At 54.2% G+C, this 15,326-nt stretch carries 14 protein-coding genes; 6 read left to right on the top strand and 8 right to left on the bottom strand.

Going from position 1 to position 15,326, the window contains the following annotated elements:
• Window positions 1-85: 85 nt before the first annotated feature.
• The 7 genes from LU684_RS23045 to LU684_RS23075 all read right to left on the bottom strand — a co-directional run bounded on the left by LU684_RS23045 (window position 86) and on the right by LU684_RS23075 (window position 6,289).
• Window positions 86-391: a hypothetical protein gene (locus LU684_RS23045; protein WP_009682487.1), complete on the bottom strand. Its 306-nt coding sequence runs from the start codon at window positions 389-391 to the stop codon at window positions 86-88.
• Between the two features lie 235 nt (window positions 392-626).
• A complete protein-coding gene (locus LU684_RS23050) occupies window positions 627-2,078 on the bottom strand; it encodes a zeta toxin family protein (RefSeq protein ID WP_232891626.1) in 1,452 nt (483 codons plus the stop codon).
• 75 nt (window positions 2,079-2,153) lie between these two features.
• Window positions 2,154-2,597, bottom strand: a complete 444-nt coding sequence (locus LU684_RS23055) for a hypothetical protein (RefSeq protein ID WP_208538795.1) — start codon at window positions 2,595-2,597, stop codon at window positions 2,154-2,156.
• A complete protein-coding gene (locus LU684_RS23060; protein ID WP_134630392.1) occupies window positions 2,590-2,973 on the bottom strand; it encodes a hypothetical protein in 384 nt (127 codons plus the stop codon). The genes LU684_RS23055 and LU684_RS23060 overlap by 8 nt, the downstream gene beginning before the upstream one ends.
• An 8-nt stretch (window positions 2,974-2,981) precedes the next feature.
• Entirely contained in the window at window positions 2,982-3,350 is a 369-nt protein-coding gene (locus LU684_RS23065) for a hypothetical protein (protein ID WP_102642980.1), read from the bottom strand.
• On the bottom strand, window positions 3,347-3,760 hold the full coding sequence (locus tag LU684_RS23070; RefSeq protein WP_134630393.1) for a hypothetical protein: 414 nt from the start codon (window positions 3,758-3,760) through the stop codon (window positions 3,347-3,349). The genes LU684_RS23065 and LU684_RS23070 overlap by 4 nt, the downstream gene beginning before the upstream one ends.
• The gene (locus LU684_RS23075; protein WP_134630394.1) at window positions 3,761-6,289 is read right to left on the bottom strand and encodes a type IA DNA topoisomerase; all 2,529 of its coding nucleotides are present in this window, start codon (window positions 6,287-6,289) and stop codon (window positions 3,761-3,763) included.
• 138 nt (window positions 6,290-6,427) lie between these two features.
• Between LU684_RS23075 and LU684_RS23080 the strand changes: the two genes are divergently transcribed.
• From LU684_RS23080 to LU684_RS23105, 6 genes are read left to right on the top strand one after another with little or no spacing between them, the layout of a single operon-like run.
• Window positions 6,428-6,844 (top strand): lytic transglycosylase domain-containing protein, encoded by a 417-nt coding sequence (locus LU684_RS23080; RefSeq protein ID WP_014003990.1) that lies wholly within the window; start codon window positions 6,428-6,430, stop codon window positions 6,842-6,844.
• An 8-nt stretch (window positions 6,845-6,852) separates the two neighbouring features.
• Window positions 6,853-7,986: a secretion/conjugation apparatus DotM-related subunit gene (locus LU684_RS23085; RefSeq protein ID WP_134630395.1), complete on the top strand. Its 1,134-nt coding sequence runs from the start codon at window positions 6,853-6,855 to the stop codon at window positions 7,984-7,986.
• Complete coding sequence (locus LU684_RS23090) at window positions 7,983-8,972, top strand: DsbC family protein (protein ID WP_134630396.1); 990 nt, start codon at window positions 7,983-7,985, stop codon at window positions 8,970-8,972. The genes LU684_RS23085 and LU684_RS23090 overlap by 4 nt, the downstream gene beginning before the upstream one ends.
• A 9-nt stretch (window positions 8,973-8,981) precedes the next feature.
• Window positions 8,982-10,265 carry a DNA primase gene (dnaG, locus tag LU684_RS23095; protein WP_232891624.1) on the top strand — a complete coding sequence of 428 codons (1,284 nt, stop codon included), beginning with the start codon at window positions 8,982-8,984 and terminating at the stop codon, window positions 10,263-10,265.
• 10 nt (window positions 10,266-10,275) lie between these two features.
• The gene (locus tag LU684_RS23100) at window positions 10,276-12,516 is read left to right on the top strand and encodes a hypothetical protein (protein ID WP_102642974.1); all 2,241 of its coding nucleotides are present in this window, start codon (window positions 10,276-10,278) and stop codon (window positions 12,514-12,516) included.
• Window positions 12,517-12,525: 9 nt separating this feature from the next.
• The gene (locus tag LU684_RS23105; RefSeq protein WP_102642973.1) at window positions 12,526-13,899 is read left to right on the top strand and encodes a hypothetical protein; all 1,374 of its coding nucleotides are present in this window, start codon (window positions 12,526-12,528) and stop codon (window positions 13,897-13,899) included.
• A gap of 257 nt (window positions 13,900-14,156) precedes the next feature.
• Here the strand turns inward: LU684_RS23105 and ligD are convergent, their stop codons facing one another.
• Window positions 14,157-15,200 carry a non-homologous end-joining DNA ligase gene (gene ligD, locus LU684_RS23110; RefSeq protein WP_134630153.1) on the bottom strand — a complete coding sequence of 348 codons (1,044 nt, stop codon included), beginning with the start codon at window positions 15,198-15,200 and terminating at the stop codon, window positions 14,157-14,159.
• Window positions 15,201-15,326: the final 126 nt, after the last annotated feature.

Consider the following 15,326-nt stretch of genomic DNA (forward strand, 5'->3'; position numbering starts at 1 on the left):
ATGGCAGCGATGTTATCGCGGAATTTCGATTTTGGACCGCCAGAGCCCAGTGAATCAGCACCGGTAATCGCATAGTCTGAGGAGGCTACAGGTCCGTTTTGATCTCCAACATTTGCAAGATCTCGTGCTCGGTCAGACCCTGCTTGCTGTCCGCTGGCAGGCTGTTGATGGCCGTCAACTCCAGGGCTTGCTGCTCCAATAGCCGGCTGAGCAGTTGCAGCTCGCCCTGAAGCTCCATCGCCTTGAGGCGTTCCGGGCTGTTCAGCGCCCAGCGATCCAGAATCTTCCAGCCTTGGAGACTGAAAGACGGCGACTGGCGGATCGATGCGAGTGTCTGTTGGCTCAGGACTCGTGCGGAGATTTCCAGGGGCTGTGTTTGGTTGGTGATCATAATGGCGGTCTCCTTGGTCTTCGTCGGAATCGAGGCCGGCCTGCAGGTCCTCGATGGTATTTACCGTCTCTTGAAAAGCGAAATCGAACGTCATCTGCCCCTGATTCTCTGGGGTCTGCCGCCGTTTTCTAGGCATTGCCGTCGTCTCCTATTTCAGTTCGTATAATAGTCATTATACAAACTACTGAAGGCGCGACAATGTGCGTTTCTAACTCACTGTTTTTAAAAGGTACTGTTAGTAGCCCGGCTTCGGCCTTTTCAGGAAATCTCCCTGGCTAAGATCGGTCGGGTACTTGTGACGGTACTCCGATCGGATGCCATCCAGCTCAGCATGCTCGCTCGGGGCAGCTCGCCGTACAAGCATCTTTCCCTCGATCACTTCCAGGTTGTAACTGAAGCCGCGAATCTCCTCGGGAGTCCATACGCGCTCGCGTTCTTGAGTGAGGCGCAGTCGGCCAGCTGCTGGAGTGCAATCCACCTCAGAGAGGCGACGCGCATACAACTCGGTACCGTTGCGGCTAAACACCTGCAGCGTATCGACTAGGTTATCGGATTCTAGCCGTTCGACGGTTACAGGCAGGCCTGCGTAGGCCTGATCATGCTTATCTCGATTCGACCAGCGACCAAATCCGTTGGCTTCTCGCTGCAGCTCGTAGCGCATATGAATGCTCATGCGGCTGACGAGGGGATCTACTGCCAATACACGGGCTTCGACCCGATAGCCAGCGGTGTGAAGGCGGGAGCACAGCCTGGCGAGACTATCGGGATCCCGCATGGTCCCGTCGATCAAGAGATTCCGCCGATTCTTGATCGCCAAGTTGGTGAGCTTTACCGACCATGCGCCGGCATCCGGATGAGTACGATCGGCGGCCAAGCGATCGTTCTGCCGCATCAGCTGCAGGTATTGCGGATGGTGCTTGCGCAGCTCATCAGCATCAACCTTGATGGTGTTACCACCGAACTCATCCAGTGCTTTGCTGCTGAGTCCGGCCTTCCCTGCACCAGGTTGTCCCCCGAGAAGAACGGCGGTTGGATGGTTGACAGGTTTGGTAGTGGAAAGCGCCAAGAGGGCGATGTCGTCAAAAATGGCATCGTGGTCTTCTGGGGACAGTCGGAATTGCGACTGGTCGTCCTTGGGAAACGTCATTTGCTGTCGGTGTCCTTCCTTGATACCTGCAGCGATTGCCTGAGCTTCAATGCGCAGCTCGCTGATAGTAAGCCTACCGTCTGAAAGTCCGACGGCCTTTAACATGCCTTGTAGGGCATTGCGGGTGCGGTCCCATGCTTTTCCGAGGAATGAACGCTCCTCCTCCGCGACAAATGCGAAGACCTCTTCTGCACGATGGATGCCGGGGAGTTTGGCGTAGTGCTGATCCACGTACGCCCAAATATGGGCTAGTGAAGGTTCGCCGCGCGTTTCAAGAACGCGATCCAGGAATTCCCGCTTTTCTTCGGGATTGAAGGTGTTGAGCCCATAATGCCCGAGGAGCTCGTGGCGCAGCGCTCGTCGGACGGCCCCTTCATCACCCATATTGGAAGCGGCAAGGGTAAAGATGGCTCTTGCTGGGTGGTAGGCTGCGTCAATTCGGTATCCGATTTTTTCTCTTGCGGCGTCGGGTCCATAAATTTCCTCCTGCGTGGCCTTGATAATAGCAGTCACACCTATGTGACCACGATATTCGGCCATGAATCGATCCACTATCGCCTGGGCCTGAGCAACGGTAAGGCCAACGTGACCGGGAGATGCCATGAGGTATCCCCTTCAAACCGAAGCTTTGACAATCGGCCCGTAGCGCTCTATTACGTGCGCTACCGCCACATTGTCGTCAATGCGAAGCCGGGAGCGCTCGATTACGAGCTCAGCTTGCTCGGCCCTCAGCTGATCAATCAGCGCCTGGTTCGGTTCGTCCTTGCTGCGCTCGTTGTGGATGTCGCGAGCTTTGAGTGCGATCATGTTGCCAATGGTTTCCATCGCGGCTCCAAAGGCCGCAAGCTGGTGATCCGTCCATTGTGCCGGCATGGCATTGTCCTTCTTTTTTGGTGTGAAGGCCTTGGTGATCAAGGCGAGGCCAAGTATCAAAAATAATGCAGACTGAAGCCAGTCGGCTGTGGGACTGAGTTCATTCAGTCGAGAGTTGATCGCCATGGCCAGGCCCACTACGACACTCAAAGCACCTACAAATAACCGCATGATTCGATTATTCATCGTTTCCCCTTGCGGCGCTGTCTTTGACCAAGGACAGCTCGAAGCAGTCATTCAACACGGTCATCAGTTGTTCCGCAGTAGGCGCGCTTTGGCAGCGGAACAGCACAATGGCCAACTCTTTAAGGCTATGGGCTCGGTTGATGCTGTTGACCGCCAAGGCACGTAAATCATCGGTGTCATAGACGTTCGCCAATGCCACCCCCTCCGCGCCTGTGATACCTGCCGTGCGATCGATGGAGGTCTCAACCGACGGCGGCAAAGCAGGTTTGTGATCCGCATCCACCAGCATCAGGGAGACGATAAATGGCACCGACATTCCTGCAGGATTTTTGGCGAAGTAGGCCGGGACGACCTTCATTTCAGTCTCGTTAAACATTTGATTTCCTACCGTTTGACGTCGAGCGCCAGGAATGGCCCTTTGAAGCCAACCTGCTCGTCTACTGAACTGAACGCTGCTATCCCTTTGGCTCGTTCTTTGAGCCACCGATCAAACAGCTTGCGAGCTTGCTTGTCATCGATGCGAACCAATTTCCCGTCCTCAGCAAAGAACACTGGCATGCGGAACGTATTGCTGTCGTCTACCGAAATGGCCATCTCATACCATTGATTCTGACCCTCGGTGACTTTAATAAATTGGGTGTGCATCCCCTGGATAACTTCCCTGTGTTCGCCAGGCTCTTTTGATGCCCCTGATTCCTGGTTGCAGCCAGCCAATAGGATCATCAGCAGGATCGGCAATGTGCGGCGAATCATGAACGATCTCCTTCAGCCCACCCTGGCGGGTAGGCTGGATAAGTGATTGAAGCCTCGAGGATTGACGATGTCTCGGGAGCCAAGGCCCATGCGTAATAGCCAGTGCCCTCAAAATAGAGCACGGGTTGTCCCCCGAGCTGGCCTATGACGCTGGCCCCGGCGGCATAGGATTTGGGCAAGTCGCCCAAACCCAACGTTGGCAGGTTGAGTGATGCTTGCAGCACCTCCTCGTGTTTGTAGAGGCTTCGCGCGGCGGCATCTCCCCAAGCGCTATTGTCTCGGGCGATGGTTCTGAACCTCATCCACTCCAGCGCCGGTAGCGCTCGCATGTGCTGCAGCACCAGATCCTGGAAACTCTTTTCGTGGGCCAGCAGCTGCCGGTCATGTTCGTTCAGGAAATCGGTGATCATTCAGCCCACCTTCTTGCCGAAGTCGAATTCGACTTTCCAGCTATCCCGGTTGAGTTTGAGGTAAGCGGTGAATGGGCGCTTTTCACGGTTGAGAAATCCAGAGAGCTTCTCCGTAATCCCGCTCTTGAACAGCGCATCCGCTTCCGAAGCACTCAGCGGCCGACTGGCGATCACTGCACCGACTTTGAACTGGCACGCTTTGCATTCAAAGTGACCTGGTACCGCTGCAATCTCACCTGAGCAGCGTGGGCACTCAAGCTTGTTGGACGACATCGCCGGCGCAGCTGGAGCTGGACGATCCGGGGTGCTGGGTGCTGAGTCGAACACGAACGTCGTTTTTCCTGTGCCGGTGTCCAGCCTCAGCTTCGCGGAAAACTTGGACTGCTTTTGACGACTCACGAAGCCCTTGATGACAGGTGTTTCACCCTTGACCAACAACAGTTCGATCTGGCTTGGAGTGAGAGTCTTTCCTGATACCTCGTGCCAAAGTACGAACTCGCAGCTGGAACATACGGTACGCTTGCCCCGGTTTTGCAATGCGCTCTTGCAGTTAGGACAGGGAACGCCTTCGCCGGCTGCGGGCGGGAGGGGCGTGATGGAGGCGTCCTTGGCAGTGGCAACAACGTCACGAACGAATTCCTCGGCGTAGCGCATGAAGTCGCTCAGGCTCATCGCTCCATCTGCGACTTGATCCAGCGAACGCTTGAAGGCACCTGCTTGTGCGGGGTCTTTAACGCGCATGGGCAGAGCGTCAATCAAGCTCCTGGCTTCAGGGCTGGTCATGAGCTTTTTGCCCTTTCCTCCCGCCGGCACAAACAGGCTACGCCGCTTCATGTCGGCGATGATGCCTGCACGGGTGGCAGTAGTACCTATCCCCTCACCCTCTTTGAGCCGCTTTTTCAACTCCACATCGTCCACGTACCGATGCAGATTTTTCATTGCATCGAGGAGCATGTTGTCGTCGAAGCGCGGTGGCGCAGTAGTTACCTTGCCTGTTGAAGTCACCTCCAACCACTGCAACAGATCGCCGATCTGCACATCAGGAAGTTCACCCTCGGGCCCTTCGTCTTCGGCGGGCGCACCATCCAGCGGTGGTGGCTCCTTGTAAACAGCTTTCCAACCTTGCTCGGTTGGGCAGACACCAGTTGCAGCGAACACCTCACCAACCTGAACGCGAATGCGCAATACCATCGACCGATACCGGTAATCGGCTGCAAACTGGGCAAGATACGCCCGCACCACCATGTCGTACACGTTCCGCTCAGGCTCCGACCAGTCAGCCACATTGACTGGATTTTCCGGGCTTGAAGGGATGATGCCGTGATGCGGGGTGGGTTCACCCGTGGGAGTACGCATTTTCGCATCATTGAAGGCTGCTGATTTGCGGTGTGGGTCCAACTCACGAGCAATGGCCTGCAAATCTGGCCGCAGCTGCAAGATTCCGGCGATCACGCCGGGCGCCTCGGCATGATGGGCTTCAGAAAGGAAGCGCACATCGGTACGAGGATATGTCATGACCTTGTAGGTGTCGTAGAGCTTTTGCGCGGCCTCCATCACCTCGTCACCGGTGTAGCCGAAGCGGCTGAAACCTTCCATTTGCAGTTCATTCATGGACAAGGGAAGTGGGGGCTTTTTCTTCTTGTCGGTGACCGAGTGCTCGATGACTGAGGCGTCCCCGGGGACGCCATCCTGCAGGCGTGCAAGAAGTCGTTTAGCGACGCCTTCGTCGACCAGACGACCGGACTCGTCCAGGCCAGCCTGGTCATCCTGTGGCACCCAGCGGCCGCGGATCGAAATCCCCGCTTCGGCTGTGAAAACGGCAGTAATGTCTTGATAAGGGACTGGTTTGAAAGACTCGATAGCTCGGTCCCGCTCGCGGACGACGTAAAGCAAAGGGCTCTGCACGCTACCAACGGGCAGCAATCCTTGGTGGCCCATGTCGCGCCCTCGAAGGGTCATCGCCCGCGTACCGTTCATGCCCAAAAGCCAGTCATAACGGCTCCGAGCAAGCCCCCACAACCGCCATCCTCTGAACAGCGGATCAGAGTTGTCACGCATATTGGCGAGTGCTTCGCGGACCTTGCTGGGGTTGTAGTCGTTGATCAAAACCCGTTTAACCGGCTTGCGGCAGCGATAGTACTCAAGCGCCTCATCGACAAGGCTTTGTCCCTCGCTGTCTGGATCGCCAAGGTGGTACACAACGTCACACCAGGCCAAAAGCTCTTTCAGCTTGCTGAGCCGGGGCCGTTTGCGAGGATCGGGCAGAATTTTCCATTGTTGTTCTGGTGGGATAATTGGCAGGTCTTCCATCCGCCAAATTTTCCGACCCTTGCCGGTAGTAGGCAGATCGTCGGGCAAATAGTCATCAGGCGTTGCCTGTTGAAAGGCATGTCCATCCAGCCACACGCACCAGTCGTTACCGTGTTTTGTCCAGCCTGCCCCACGGTCAGAAGTGTGTCCATTGAGCACAGGGAATACACCCTGGGATAGCTGGGATTCTTTCTCAGCGATCCAAAGAATTTTTTCCATCAACCCTCCTTACCCTTGTGTCTGGAGCCGTCTGGACCAACCCAGCGACTGGTGTGGTTTGCCTTGCCTTGATTCCGTAGAATAGCTACCATACGGAAAAGCATAAACCATCACGGGTTATTACGGAAGGATTGCCTAATGGTTCCAATTCCCGCTCCACCGCCTGATGTCGCCCAAGACCTGGTACCTGCCTGCATGGTGCAGGCTGCTCGGGATTACAGCTTGCCATTGCGTGGCCTAATCGCTGTATGGCTTACCGAAAGCGGCAGCGGTGAACCATTAAAGAGCGCGAATAAGAACGGCACGATTGATCATGGCCCCTTCCAGATCAACACGGTCTGGGCAAACCGACTGCAAAGCGAGTTCGGCGTCCCGCCCGAACTCATCACCAGCGATTTCTGCTGGGCGGCAAGGGCCGGCGCTTACATCCTGCGCTACGAAATTAATCAGGCCGGTGGGAGTTTTTGGGATGGTGTTGGTCACTACCACTCAAGAACTCCAAAATTCAAATATCCCTATATACAGCGCGTATATAACAACTCATTGAGATTCTAGGAGGGAATATGGCGCGCCAAAGCCAGGTTGAGTCTGATGGTATGGGAGTCGTGTGGTTACTAATAATCGCACTTCCTGTTGTGTTTGGCTGGATGTGCTGGTCTCGCTGGCACGGCACTATAAGTTACTGGGGGTTGAAATGGGCTTGGCACCAGCTTGGTGTCTTTGACTGGTCATTTATGCCCGATCAAATCCGCCTGTGGCGATACGAAGCGGCTCAGCTTGCGATGAATCCCTCGCAAGTAAAGTTTGCCGATCTATTGCGTCTACTCAATATTTCTGGGTACTTCTTCATTTTTATCCCCATCTTATTAGCACTACGAGGATTTCGTGCGGCGCACCGGCATGCTGCTAACAAAACCCGCCGAGTTATCACAGTAGAAACGCTGCCATGGGTGATGTCTAACCATTCGCCCGCCATCATCCCGTCATTGTATTACGGCGATCCGCACACGCTGCTCTTGAATGAAGATCCTGAGGAACATCGCAGCGCGATCCATCCCGAAGAATGGGCTCTGCAGCACGGTCTCATTGTCAATCGACGGCTCGACCGGGAGCGCTGCCGGGAGCTGCTGGAGAAAGACTTGGGTAGCCGGATCAAAAGCCTCAATGAGCTTAGCGCTACCGAGCGAGCCATGTTTGCTGTGTTTGGCGCCAGGCTGTTATCGGATGGGCGCGATATGAAGAAGGCCCAGGAACTGCTGGACGCTCTGAATCGTTCATGCCACCACAACACCTTTGAGGGAAAGAAAGGCTATCCAGATTTGAACTTAGCTGAAGATGCATTCAAGAAGTATGCAGCCCACCCAGAAGCTCAAACCTGGCTTGATAAACACCCTTACCCTAGAACAATGCTTTATGCAATGCACCAACAAGCAAGTAACTTGGGAAAACTGCCATCGTCTCAATTTCGTTGGTTGAAAGGGATGGACCGTTCTTTGTTCTACGCGCTGAACCTAGGAAAGCGTAAAGCTCCGCTTATGGAAGCGGGGGCAGTTTACACGCAGACCCACTGGGAAAGTTATGCCGATGACACTGGTTATAGATTAACCGAGCCATTTATCGAAGATGCAATCGACGGGGTTGAAAAATATCTGGCCAAACTTGGTCTCGTCGATCTGAATACTGGAGATAGCCAATGAAAAACCGAGACAAGATTCGTCAATACGACAACACCCTTCACATTCACTTCGGCTCGACTGGTGAAGAACGGAGTGTATCGTTGTTGCCCTTGGAGCGCGGGCTGTCTCTGAAGCGTGAGGGTAAGCAGATCCTCGTGACCAGCGCATTTGGAGGGAAGCTGGAGCAGGTCGTTCTCGAATTCTTTGGCACCGAACAACTAGCGATTGACGCCTTTGAAGCACTCCAGAGCGCTATCGTTTCGCATGGGGTGCGCCGGCGCTGGACCTCCCGGGCCAAGGGGTTCGTAAAGTGGGCAGTTATCCCCGCTTTCGCAATCATTTTTGCACTCGGCTTGAACATGTTCGCGGCAAAACTGACCGGTCTCCAGGCCCCTACCGAGGCGCAGTATGGTTCTGGCAGCGGTCTCCAGGCACCACAGCCCCCTACCCCGGCCTTTGCTCCACAAAACCCACAGACCTTTCAACAGCCTGCTCCAGACCTCTCTAACATCCCCGGCCTTCCCAAGCCAGCAGACCCTAAAGTTGTCCGCGAGGCGATCAAGGCCGGGGTGGCTACTGGCAAGTATTCAGTGAAGCTATCCGAAGGGGCCAAAGGGACTGTCTACGTCTTCTCTGATCCTTCTTGCCCTCACTGCCAGAAATTCGAACCTGAGCTCGAGCAGCTCGCCGCGGATCATACCGTTGAAATTTTCCCTGTATCGGTGATCGGTGGTGAAGGCTCTGCCAAGCCTATCGCACAGATGCTTTGCGCTCCGATCGAGCAGCGCGCCTCGATGTGGAAAGCCATTGCCAAGGGGCGGCCGATTGATGGGCCTGTATGCGAGGAAGGCCTTACCCATGTTCGGGCCAATGACCAAGTATTCAGAAAGCTGCAGTTCCTGGGCACGCCAACGGTAATCAACCAGCAGGGAGCGCAGACGCCGCTCACCCTTCCCAACCAAGCGGCAGCTATTGCTCAGTGGCTGGAACAGACGCAGGCTCAGTAGGGATCGCTCATGGGGAAGTACGTTAGATACAGTGACGAGTTTCTCGACCGAGTCCGCCAAGCTGCGGATTTGGTGGGGTTGATATCGCGTGACATTACTCTGAAGAAATCGGGCAAAAATTTTAGCGCTTGCTGCCCCTTCCACAAGGAAAAAACGCCGTCGTTTAGTGTTTCCCCAGAGCGTAATTTCTACCGCTGCTATGGGTGTGGCGCGAAGGGTGACGCTATCACATGGATGATGGACCATCACCACCTGCCCTTCCCTGATGCCGTTGCAGCGGTTGCCGAGTTTTCCGGTATCCAACTCCCTGAGCCCAGCCAGAATACTGCTGCTGATCAAGCGCGGAATGCGGAGTTGGCAGCTATGTACCGCGCCCTCAAGGATGCCCAAACCCTCTATGTGGGAGGCATTCAGAGGAATGCAAAGTCATATGGCTACCTGACTCAACAGCGCGGGTTGAGCTCCGACACGATCGGTAAGTACGGTTTGGGCACCGTAGGTACTGGTATTGCAGACCTCTTGCTGAAGCGCCACGACCAACAGATCCTGATTGATTGTGGTCTGGTCTGTGAAGCCGAGGATGGCCGGTTATTTGACAGATTTAGAAGCCGGATAATGATCCCGATTCACGACCAGGGCGGTGCCCTTGTTGGCTTTGCAGGCCGATCTGTTATTGAGAGCCCTGACAGAACGCCAAAATACATTAACTCGCCAGAGACGAAACTTTTTCATAAAGGCGAGGAACTGTATGCCTTCAACGTCGCCCGTCAATTCATCCGTGCAGACAGACATGCAGTGGTGGTCGAGGGCTTTTTCGATGTGTTGAGCCTCCATCAGGCTGGTGAGTCGCGTGCAGTTGCTCCTATGGGCACGTCCCTTACCAACGTGCAAATGCGTAGGCTCTTTCAAAATGCAGATACTGTTACATTCGCCTTCGATGGCGATAAAGCTGGACGAAAAGCGGCTTTAAGATCCTCTGCTGTTGTTTTGGAAGAAATGTGCGATGGAAAAAATGCACAATTCTTGTTCCTTCCTGAAGGTAGCGACCCAGACAGTATCCTGCGAGAAAACGGTCTCGAATATTGGATAGAAATGCTGAACCAAGCGCAACCGCTCAGCCGTTTCCTAACCGATTTTGTAAAGCACCGTCTGGATATCGAGATACCCGAATCCCAGGTTAAAGCTGCGGAGCGCGGTCGGGCTGTTATAGCCCGTATTCGCGATGCGGCTCTGTTTAAAAAAGCGCTTAGCTTGCAATTTGAGCGCGCTATCGGCATTTCCTTGAGCGCGTAGGAGACGATTAATGGCTATCGATTCTCAACACGAGATTCAAGCTGGACGCTTGTCCAGGGACACCCGGTCAGCATGGACCAGATTCATGGTCTCGCTTCATCGGCCAAATAACTTCAAGCTGGCGATGCTCGCGCTTATCGGGTTGATGATCTACCAACCTGCCGCCTGGCCAGTATGGGTTCTGGTCATGTGCATGATGGTAATGTCATTCAACGATCAGCGTTTTAGAATGCCATTACGGATGCCAAAAGACATCGGCGGTAAAGATCGAACGGATTATTACGAAGAACTGGTCGAACAAAAAACGTTGTGGGGATTATTTAAAAGCTCACGGACGTTTCGTAAGCTCCTTGCTGCTGGTGGCATCATGTACCTAGGGTATTTGCGTACGCCAAACGCCGAGGGCATTGCTAGGAGTGAAGACGAAGGTCGAGAACTTTGGCTCAACAACTCCGACTGCCGTACACATATGTGGATTCCTGGAACCACAGGCAGTGGAAAAAGTGAAACTCTCATGGCGTTGTTCTTCAACGCACTTTGCTGGGGATCGGGAGCTTGCTACGCAGACGGCAAAGCAGACTCCAACCTAGCATTTTGCCTGTGGTCGCTCGCCAGGCGCCTAGGCCGTGAAGATGATTTCTTGATTCTCAACTATTTGACCGGAGGTATGGACCCATTCGATAGTATGGTGGCACGCGAAAATGGGAAAGAGTGGACTTCGGACTTTAGAGCGCAGTCGAACTCGCTGAATCCCTTTGGTGACGGTGCTGCCGACTTTTTGCTGCAGCTTTTGGCGTCGCTGCTGCCAGCGGCCAGTGGCGATGGTGCTAAGTGGCAGGAAAAAGCGATCAACATGGTCGACGCAGTGATCAGGACGCTTTGCTACAAGCGCGCCAGGGGCGAGATTGAAATTTCCGTTGCCACCTTCCGCCATTATCTCGCGCTAAAGAATCTGGTCGAGCTATACAAAGAAGGCCAGCAGGGCTTGATTCCCGAGACTGCTTACCTGCCTATCAAAGCATATTTTGAGACCGGCCTTCCGGGTTTCAACCCGGACTTGGTGGATGATCCCTCTAAATGGGACGCTGAAGTATTTAACCAGCATGGCTATTTGACAGGTCAATTCTCTCGCATCTTCTCGATGATGATGGATACCTATTCGCACGTGTTCAGCGATAAGTATCCGGAGATCGACATGATGGATGTGTTGCTTAACGATAGGCTGCTTGTGGTGATGATCCCGAGCCTGGAGAAATCAGCCTCCGAAGCGGCATCGCTGGGCAAGCTCTACATCTCGTCCATTCGCTTGATGATGGCCCAAAATCTCGGCTACAAACTGGAGGGGACGAAAGAGCAGGTGCTCGACACAAAAGCGACCAATGCGCCCAACCCCTACCTCATCATCAGTGATGAGCTGGCGTACTACTTTGCTGCAGGGATCGCTGTCATGTTCGCACAGGCTCGTAGTCTGGGCTTCATGATGGTTGCGGCAGTTCAAGACATGCAGGGTCTGAAACGTGGCGAGGCAGCTGACGAAGCTGCGTCGATGCTGGCCAATACCAAAGTTAAGTGGGTGCTCGCACTTGAAGACCCTGAGGACACCTACGACTTCATCCGCAAGGCTGGCGGTGAAGGGTATTACAGTGTCCTAGGCGGGTACGACGAAAGCTCCGGTACCATGCAATCCTCCTTCCGCGCTCAAGCGGGAGCCAACATTGAGAAACGTAACAAGATCGAGCTGCCTGATTTGAAAAAGCTCCAAGCCGGCGAAGGCATGGTCATCTTCAAAGATAGCGTTGTTCCGAGCTCCAGCTTCTACATCCCGGATGAGCACAAAAAAACTAGCAAACTGTCGGCCCGTATTAACCGTTTCCTTCAAATTGAGCGACCAGAATATTCAAGGCTACCGCATAGCGCCGAAAGGATCAGCACAACCGATCACCATTCAGTCGATTATGTTACTGCCCAATTGCGCAGAGTTGAATCCGCCTACTATCCGAAGCTGGATGATCCCATTCTCGATGAAATTGTGGCGACAGCAGCTCACATGGACAGTATTACCCGGTTTGAAGTGACCCCAGAACAACGCGGCATTGTGTTGTTCCATGCTGCCCGCAAAGCTGTACATGCCGCAGAGGCGAACGGTCTTTCCGGCTATTACCACCGGGTGCGTGACGAAGACGAATTCGAGGAGTTGCTGGGTGATGAAGGGGATGACCTAGAGATACCTGAAGAAGCCTTCGACGATTAAGGAGTTTTTATGTCTACAGCTATCAGATTGGGGAGCGACTACTGGAAACTCAAAAAAGATAATGTTGAGTTACCTGTGGTTTGGTCAGAGGACAGAGTTTCTAATCACCATGTTGGTGTGGCCGGGACTTCAGGTGCTGGTAAAACTCATTGGATTCGAGAGTTTGTGACCAACATGAATGAAGAGGTCGAAATCGACATTTTCGACTATCACGGTGACATCGAGATCCCTGGCGCAGAGACCGTCATGTTTAGTGAGTCATCACGCTACGGGTTCAACCCGCTCATCCTAAACACTGATCCGCATTATGGCGGTGTTCGCCGTGCAGTGAATGACGTCATCGAGTCGATCAATTCGACCTCAAGAAAGCTAGGGGGTAATCAGGAAGGTGTGCTTCGGCATTTGCTAACAGATGCGTACACCGCCCGCGGCATACTGCCTGGTGATCCTCGAACCTGGGTACGGCGTGAAGCGACCGAAGAAGAAATTCGCCACATAATACAAACTAAGCAGTGGAATGAGCTCCGTGGTGTTTACCCAACGCTACCTGATGTGATCCGGCTTGCGAAGCGTAAGCTCCGTTCACTTTGGATGGGTGTGGACGACAGTGGCGATGGAAAAAAAGCCTTGAGCTGTTTTGAGGAATATTGCCGGTGCATGTCGGCGGTGAACAAACGGCGTACTGAACTCGCAAAGGCAAATGCGCGAGGCGACGATTCCGAGATGGAGGCACAGCAGAAACGGCTCAATACGGCGAAAGACAAGGCAGCCGAGGCGCATATGACCTTCCTTAATAATATTGAAACTGGTCATGAGTTTGAGGATGTCATCAAGTATCACAGTAAAGATGTTGTGTTGAGTGTGATCACTCGACTTGAGAATCTTCACGCTACTGGCGTTTTCAACCCCAACCCTCCTCCGTTTGGTAATGCAAGGGTACGTCGCTATAATTTAAAACCTTTGGCTCAGTCAGAGGACGAACTAAAAATGTTTGTGCGCTTCCGCCTCCGTTCAATCATCCGCGAGATGATGCAAAGAGGTGAGTCTGGTGGAAAGCTGCGGCGCCTTGTTGTGTTGGATGAATCCAAGAAATTTAACGATGAGGACGTTAGCAATCCTATTAACATCATCGTCACTGAAATGCGTAAGTTTGGGTTGTCTATTCTTTTGGCTGGACAGTCCCCAGCACATTTTAGCTCTGACTTCATCAAGAACGCTGGCACCTTGCTGCTTCTGAACCTGGCCACTGCAGACTGGGATGAGGCTGCCCGCAAGCTTAAGATCGATGTGAAAGACCTAAAGTATTTACGCCCCCAGACCAGCGGTGCAGTCCGTATGCTGGAGAAGGGACAAATCGCGCAGTTCAAGCAAATCCATTTCTGAACTGCTTTCCCGGCTTGAGCGCTACGCCTGACCATAGGAGAACGTGACCATGGATAAGACCGCTCCGATAGTGTTGTACGTCTACCGATGCGAGGGTTGTGGGCATGCCGGCCAGTTGCAACTTCCGGAATCTGCGCCCGAGGTGACAACGGCTTGTGAGTCGTGCGGTTCCGAGGTCCAGGCCGAGTGGGATGGAGGTGTTGAGCTGGCTTCCAACGAACACGAATGATGGATAACCCTCTGAAGAATTTGTCCGCTCAGACCAGCTCGTTGTCGCTTTCCAGGCTGATGGCGTCGGCCGGTTTGTCGTCGCGTAACCCGACGAACACGGCGTGCCGAACCTTTCCGGCCGGGGTAATCTCCGCGAACTTCACTTCACACACCTGCTGCGGGGTTAGCCACACAACCCCTGCGCGCTCCAAACGGGGCGGGTCGATCAGATCGGGGCGATCCTTGGCAAGCGGCGCGAGTGCTTCCAGCAAAGCCTGCAGGGTACGCTCGCTGAACCCGGAACCAACCCTTCCTGCGTAGACCAGCTGGCCTTCGTCGTTATGCAGGCCCAGCAGTAGCGAGCCAATCCCGCCTGCAGCCCGGCTGTAGCCGGCTATGACGAATTCCTGCCGATTGCCACACTTGAGCTTTACCCAGGCACCGTCCCGCGCGCTGCTGTATCGGCTACCGTCTCGCTTCCCGACGATGCCCTCCAGGTTCATCCTGCAGGCATTGGCAAGCAATTGCATCGGGTCAGCATCCAAGGTTGCGGAGAACCGCACTCGCTCCATCGGACAATGTTCGAGAAGTGCCTCGAGGACGTGTCGCCTTAGCTCGACGGCTTCACCCCGAAGATCCGCACCATTGAGGTACAGCAAGTCAAAGGCTATATAGACCAGGTCATCAGTGGCCTTCGAGGCGAACGCTGACTGCAGGGCTTGGAAGGCAGGTCGACCGTCGTCTTCCTGAATCACGACCTCACCATCGAGCCAGGCCGAATGCACGGCCAGGCGTTTAAGGTCTTTGGCAAGCCGCGGCATACGATCGGTCCAGTCAAAACCGTTCTTGGTGAAAAGCTGCACCTGGTCACCATCGATCCGGACCAAAAGACGATACCCGTCGTACTTTAGCTCGTACCTCCATTCACCTTGCGGAGGTCGAGTCGTCAAAGTCACCAGTTGTGGAGCGATCCAACCCGGATTCGGTACCTTGGGTGGTTGCACGATCCGCGACCTCGCTATCTGAGCTTTCCCTTCAGAGTGGAGTGCTGGATTGTCAGAAAGATCACCTCGTCCGCTCAAAGTGTGCATGAATTCTCGGTAAGGGGGCTGTTACCATGTTCCTTTTGCCGCGTAACTGAGTTGAGTTTTCACCGGAGCGCCGGCGGCATTAAGCAAGTGTTGGAGCACTGAATGGAATCAAGCCTACCGAGGATC

It is taken from the genome of Pseudomonas sp. NMI542_15 (assembly GCF_021283425.1).
GTDB classification, from domain to species: domain Bacteria; phylum Pseudomonadota; class Gammaproteobacteria; order Pseudomonadales; family Pseudomonadaceae; genus Aquipseudomonas; species Aquipseudomonas fortuita.